This window comes from Polaromonas sp. P1_E1_2 (genome assembly GCF_056406035.1).
This window is the reverse complement of the sequence record NZ_JBFUAZ010000211.1, coordinates 1-6,236: the sequence shown is the minus strand read 5'-3', so window position 1 is coordinate 6,236 and position 6,236 is coordinate 1. Positions and strand designations below refer to the sequence as shown.

General features: G+C 62.3%; 6 protein-coding genes and 1 pseudogene. 6 read left to right on the top strand and 1 reads right to left on the bottom strand.

Annotated elements, in window-relative coordinates; genetic code table 11:
- From AC1D1P_RS11615 to AC1D1P_RS11595, 5 genes and pseudogenes are all read left to right on the top strand, one after another.
- Nucleotides 1–209, top strand: a pseudogene (locus AC1D1P_RS11615) (tripartite tricarboxylate transporter substrate binding protein); the annotation flags it as partial.
- Nucleotides 210–355: 146 nt separating this feature from the next.
- Nucleotides 356–874, top strand: a complete 519-nt coding sequence (locus tag AC1D1P_RS11610) for a tripartite tricarboxylate transporter TctB family protein (RefSeq protein ID WP_477673078.1) — start codon at nt 356–358, stop codon at nt 872–874.
- Nucleotides 874–2,379 (top strand): tripartite tricarboxylate transporter permease, encoded by a 1,506-nt coding sequence (locus tag AC1D1P_RS11605; RefSeq protein WP_477673077.1) that lies wholly within the window; start codon nt 874–876, stop codon nt 2,377–2,379. Before AC1D1P_RS11610 ends, AC1D1P_RS11605 begins: the two co-directional genes overlap by 1 nt.
- A 24-nt stretch (nt 2,380–2,403) precedes the next feature.
- Nucleotides 2,404–3,429 (top strand): Bug family tripartite tricarboxylate transporter substrate binding protein, encoded by a 1,026-nt coding sequence (locus AC1D1P_RS11600; RefSeq protein WP_477669017.1) that lies wholly within the window; start codon nt 2,404–2,406, stop codon nt 3,427–3,429.
- Nucleotides 3,430–3,590: 161 nt separating this feature from the next.
- Nucleotides 3,591–4,586: a tripartite tricarboxylate transporter substrate-binding protein gene (locus tag AC1D1P_RS11595; RefSeq protein WP_477673076.1), complete on the top strand. Its 996-nt coding sequence runs from the start codon at nt 3,591–3,593 to the stop codon at nt 4,584–4,586.
- A 22-nt stretch (nt 4,587–4,608) separates the two neighbouring features.
- Here the strand turns inward: AC1D1P_RS11595 and hemH are convergent, their stop codons facing one another.
- On the bottom strand, nt 4,609–5,739 hold the full coding sequence (hemH, locus tag AC1D1P_RS11590) for a ferrochelatase (RefSeq protein ID WP_477673075.1): 1,131 nt from the start codon (nt 5,737–5,739) through the stop codon (nt 4,609–4,611).
- Between the two features lie 33 nt (nt 5,740–5,772).
- On the opposite strand from hemH, the gene AC1D1P_RS11585 reads away from it, so the two are divergent.
- Nucleotides 5,773–6,236: HAD family hydrolase (locus AC1D1P_RS11585; RefSeq protein ID WP_477673074.1), on the top strand; the 464-nt coding region annotated here is incomplete at its 3' end.

Here is a 6,236-nt window from a genome sequence, read left to right as displayed (position 1 = left end):
GGGTCTACGGTGCCCCCGGCATCACGGACGCACAGCGCAAAGCCCTGACCGACATGGTGCTGGCCGCGCTCAAGGCGCCGGCCTGGGCCGAGGCTGTCAAGAAGAACGACTGGACTCCCGCAGTCCTGACGGGTGAGGCATTTGCCAAGTTTGTGGACGACGACTTTGCGGCGCTGCGCGCCACGATGGTCAAGTCCGGCATGGTCTGATCTTCCGCGTTTTTACGCCACCCGCGCTTTCGCGTATCAGCTGCACGCGGTTCCGTCAAATTTGATGAAAATTTGACGAAAGGCCCGCGTGCCCCCAGACTGCTTATGTCTGGCCCAACCTTCCCCGCCTTTCGGGAACTATAACGATGACAACTTCAGATCCCTCGGCCGTCTGGCCGCAAACTCTGGTCGGGGCCGGTGTGCTGCTGACCGGCCTGGCGCTGGCCTTTGGTGCGATCAGCATTTCGTCCGAGGCAGGTTATGGCGGTGTAGGCCCCAATTTCCTGCCCTGGGTGGTGTCGGTGGGCCTCGCCATTTGTGGCGCCTTCATCATCTGGGAGGCACGCAGCGGCGGCTTCCGGGAGCTCGAACCGCCTTCGGGCTCGGTGCAGGCCTACTGGCCGGGTTTCGTGTGGGTCTCGGCAGGCTTGCTGCTCAATGCAGCGCTCATCACCGCCATTGGTTTTATCCTGAGCTGCACGCTATGCTATCTGCTGGCTGTGCAAGGCCTGCGCCGTGCGGGCGGCCAGACCGCGGTCAATGCGCCGCGCACCTGGCTTGYCGACTTCGCGGTGGGCTTCGCGATTTCCGCGCCGGTGTTCTGGATGTTCACGAAATTCCTGGCGATTAATTTGCCAGGCCTGACCAGCACGGGGTGGATCTGATGGATATCTTCAATGCCCTGATGGCGGGTTTCGCGACAGCGATCACGCCGGTGAATCTGCTCTGGTGCCTGGTGGGTTGCGCGCTCGGTACAGCGGTGGGTGTGCTCCCCGGCATCGGCCCTGCGGTCGCAGTGGCCATGCTGCTGCCCATCACAGCCAAGGTCGACATCACCGCTTCGATGATTTTTTTCTCAGGCATTTACTACGGCGCGATGTAYGGCGGCTCAACCACGTCCATCCTGCTGAACACACCGGGCGAAACCGCCAGCATGGTCACGGCCATGGAGGGCAACAAGATGGCCAAGAGCGGGCGCGCGGGCGCGGCACTGGCCACGGCTGCTATCGGCTCGTTTGTGGCAGGCACGATTGCCACCGTCATCGTCACGCTGTTTGCGCCTTTTGTGGCCGAGTTCGCAGTCAAGCTGGGTCCGCCGGAATACTTCCTCTTGATGCTGCTGGCCTTCACCACGGTGAGTGCGGTGTTGGGCAAAAGCACCTTGCGCGGCATGGCGGCGCTGCTGGTCGGCCTGGCCGCCGGCTGCGTGGGACTCGACCAGATCTCCGGCCAGGGCCGCTATACCGGCGGCATCCCGGAACTGCTGGACGGCATTGAAATCGTGCTGGTGGCAGTGGGCCTCTTTGCGGTTGCCGAAGTGCTTTATGCGGTGCTGTATGAAGGCCGCATGGTGGAAGAGCAGAACAAGCTCAGCCGTGTGCATATGACCAAGGCGGACTGGAAGCGGTCGATCCCCGCCTGGTTGCGTGGCACGGCCATCGGCACGCCCTTCGGGTGCATCCCGGCGGGCGGCACCGAGATCCCGACTTTCCTGAGCTATGCAATGGAAAAGAAGCTGGCGCAAAACCAGCCCCACAGTGCGGAGTTCGGCACCAAAGGCGCTATCGAGGGTGTTGCCGGTCCCGAGGCTGCCAACAATGCGACGGTGACGGCTGCGCTGATCCCGCTGCTCACATTGGGCATCCCGACCTCCAACACCACGGCGATCTTGCTGGGCGCGTTCCAGAACTACGGCATCCAGCCCGGTCCGCAACTGTTCACCACGTCAGCGGCTCTGGTGTGGGCACTGATTGCTTCGCTTTACATTGGCAACGTGATGCTGCTGGTGCTGAACCTGCCCATGGTGGGCCTGTGGGTCAAACTGCTGAAAATTCCCAAACCGCAGCTGTACGCGGGCATCCTGATTTTTGCGACGGTGGGCGCATACGGCATGCGGCAAAGTGCGTTCGACCTCTTTTTGCTGTACGCCATCGGCTTGCTCGGTGTCCTGATGCGCCGCTTTGACTTTCCGACTGCCCCTGTGGTGGTGGGCATGATCCTTGGCCCGCTGGCTGAGGCTCAATTGCGCAATGCCATGTCAATCGGCGAAGGCAGCCCCGCCGTGTTTTTCCAGCGCCCCATGTCGATCACGCTGGTCGTGATTGTGGTTGCGGTGCTGGTGCTTCCGCGTATGGCTAAATACTGGAAGGCGAAAAAACCTGCAAGTTGAGTTTTATTACTAAAAGGAGATGACATGCTGAACATCAAACGACGCACCGCATTGGGTGGGCTCGCCGGGTTGGGCCTGACCACGTTGGGCAGTACATTCCCCGCATTGGCGCAATCCGCCAAGGCGCCGGCAGCTGTCGCTTCTCCAAAAGGCAAGACCGCCAAACTAACTTCGAAACTGCGCATTGTGATACCGGCCAACGCCGGCGGGGGCTGGGACCAGACCGGCCGTGCGTTGGGTACGGCCTTGCTGGGTGTCGGCGCCGCTGACGAGATCGAATACGAAAACAAGGGCGGCAAGGGCGGCACCATCGGCCTGGCGTATTACGCCGAAAAATACGGCAACGATCCCAACACCCTGTTGATGGGCGGTATGGTCATGGTGGGCGCGGTTGCCTTGCAAAAACCCGCGGTCGACATGACTCGCATCCAGCCGATAGCCCGCCTGACCAGTGACTACCTCGTGGTGGTGGTCGCTGCCAGCTCGCCGATCCGTACCGTTGCCGATCTTGCCAGCCGGCTGCGCACCAACCCCAAAGACGTGCCGATCGCCGGCGGGTCGGCCGGTGGTGTGGATCATGTGTTTGCGGGGGTGCTGACCCGAGCCTCCCAAAGCAAACCGGAAGAACTGGTGTATTTGCCTTTCGCCGGCGGTGCCGAGGTGGTACAGGCCGTGCTGGGTGGCAAGGCAGTGGCCGGCATATCGGGCTACAGCGAGTTCAGCGATGAACTCGCCAGCGGAAAATTGCGTGCCATTGGCGTGTCGTCCAAGCGCACGGTTTTTGGCATTCCCTCGATTCGCGAGCAGGGGCTCGATGTGGACATGGCCAACTGGCGTGGTGTGTTTACCGGCCAAAACGTGGCACCCGCGCGCCAGGCCGAAATGGTCGAAGCGGTGAAAGCCGCCGCAGGGTATGAGTCCTGGCAAAAAACACTGAAGCAGAACCACTGGGATTCTTCGCTGCTCTCGGGACCCGGTTTTACCAGCTTCATTGACTTTGACCTGACGACCTCGCGAGTCATGGTGCACCTGCTCAAGCTCAAAGCCTGACGCTCTGCGCCAGGGTTTTCGGAAGGGGCGGCCGCGTGGGTCACCCCTTTTCTTTCTCCGGCGTCCATCTGATGGATGGCATGGAAAGTGCTGTACCTGTTGGGGAAACCGGCGCATGCCGGCCTGTTGCCTGATACATGCCACCACCGCTGGAGAATCTCATGCCGAATGTCCGACGACGTATTTTTCTCGGTGGGCTCTCCTGCCTGGGCGCAGCTGCCGCCGGCGTTGTCCCAGCACCCTTGTGGGCACAGGCTGCCGTGAAGGGCAAGCTTGCGCCCAGATTGCGCATCGTCATACCAGCCGCCTCGCGCAGCACGCTGGACGAAGCGGGCCGTGCCCTCGGCGATGCCCTGGTCGGCCTGGGCCTGAGCGACGAGATTGAATACGAAAACAAGGAGGGGCACGGCGGCACCACAGGGCTGGCCTGGTATGCCGGCAAGTACGGCTCCGATCCCAATGCGCTTTTCATGGGTGACAGCAACCTGGTCGGCGCAGTGGCTTTGCAAAAACCAGCCGTGGACCTGACCCGGCTCCGCCCGGTGGCCCGCCTGACCAGCGACTACCTCGTGGTGGTGGTCGCCGGCAACTCGCCCATCAAGACCGTCAACGAACTGGCTGAGCGCCTGCGCACCAGCCCCAGGCTGACGCCCATGGCGATTGGCTCTGTTGGGGGTGTGGACCACGTGTTCGCCGRCCTGCTGGCAAAGTCTGCCGGTAGCCGCCCTGAAGACCCGGTGTATCTGCCCTTTGCCCGCAATTTTGAATTGGTGGATGCGGTATTGACCGGCAAGGCGGTGGCCGGCGTTTCCGGATACGGAACTTTCAGCGCAGAACTGGCCAGCGGCAAGCTGCGCGCCGTGGGTGTGTCATCCAAGAAGACCAGCTACGGTGTGCGGTCCGTGCGGGAGCAGGGGCTGGACCTGGACATGGCGAACTGGCGGGCAGTTTTTACCGGCCAGGGCGTCACGCCCGCGCGCCAGTCGGAGATGGTTGACGGCGTCAAGGCGTCGCTGGCCTATGAGCTGTGGAAAAAAACGCTCAAGGAAAGTTACTGGGAGCAGTCCTGGCTGTCCGGGGCTGACCTCACCAACTTTATCGACTTTGATACCAAGACCACACAGCTAATGATGCAGCTGCTCAAGCTCAAGGCTTGATAGCCACCGCAAGGAATATGGCTTATTGGTTGGCACCCAGGGCCCGCGCGCGCTGGCGTGTGCTGGTCAATTCCGCAGCTTCTGCGCCGGCTACCGGCCAGCCTGAAAGATGCAGCTGCGCCAGCTCGGCAAGCCCCGCAATCCATTCATGGCTGTCGTTCAGGCAAGGGATGTAGCTGAATTCCTTGCCGCCCGCATGCAGGAAAGCTTCGCGGGCTTCCATGTTGATTTCCTCCAGCGTTTCGAGGCAGTCGCCGGTAAAACCGGGGCAAATCACATCGACCCGCCCGACACCTGCCTTTGCCAGGGCCACCAGTGTGGGCTCGGTATACGGCTCAAGCCATTTGGCCTTGCCAAAGCGCGACTGGAAGGTGACCTTGTACTGCGCAGGCTGCAGGCTCAGTTGGGTGGCCAGCAGCCGGGCGGTTTTATGGCATTCACAGTGATACGGGTCGCCCAGCTTCAGCGTGCGCTCGGGTACCCCGTGAAAGCTCATGACCAGCTGCTCGCCGCGGCCGGCGGTGCGCCAGTGTTCGCGCACGCGTGCCGCCAGCGCGCTGATATAGCCGGGATGATCGTGGTAGTGGTTGACAAAGCGGAACTCGGGGATGCGGCGTATGCGCGCCGCCCAGGCGTAGACCGCATCAAAAACGCTGGCCGTGGTGGTGCCGCTGTATTGCGGATAGGCCGGCAGGATGAGGATGCGCGTGACGCCGTCGGCCTTGAGCTGATCAAGCTGCGAGGCGATGGATGGATGGCCGTAACGCATGGCGTAACGCACCTCGACGGGCAGTCCACGCACTGCCAGGTAACCGCGCAGCATGACGGCCTGCTTTTGCGTCCACACCCGCAGCGGCGAGCCTTCCTTCATCCAGATGCTGGCGTATTTGGCCGCAGACTTTTTGGGCCGCACGCGGAGGATGATTCCGTGCAGGATCAGCCACCAGAGCGCTCTGGGGATTTCAACCACGCGCGGGTCGCTTAAAAACTCCGCGAGGTAGCGGCGCAATGCCGGTGCCGTCGCTTCATCGGGCGTACCCAGGTTGCAGAGCAGGACGGCCGTGCCGCAGGCCGTGGGCGTGGCTGGCGCTGCATCGTGCGTGAAGGGGGGTTCGGGGTTGAAAGGCGTGAGGATGCGCGAGCGAAAAGACATGGGTTATTCTCGCCTATCCCATTGACGCTGCCTATGCTTGACCTGTCCACCATAAAAGCCATCACACTTGACCTCGATGACACCCTGTGGCCCATCTGGCCTGCCATTGAAAGGGCCGAGAAAGCACTGGACGACTGGCTCAGCCAGCATGCACCGATGACCGCGGCGCTGTTTTCCAACCCGGCGGCGCGCCATGAGATCCGGGAGCACGTCACACGCTCGCGCCCGGAGCTCAAATACAACCTGAGCGCGATACGCCGGGAGGCGATACGGGTGGCGCTGTACCGCTCCGGCGAAGACCCGTTGCTGGCGGAGGCTGCGTTCAACGTCTTCTTTGAAGAGCGCAACCGGGTCACCTTGTTTGAAGACGCGGTGCTGGCGCTGGAATTCCTGTCCGGGCGTTACCCGCTGGTGGCGGTTTCCAACGGCAACGCGGACGTCGAACGAATCGGCATCGGCCGGTATTTCAGGGCGGCCATCAGCGCCCAGCAGTTCGG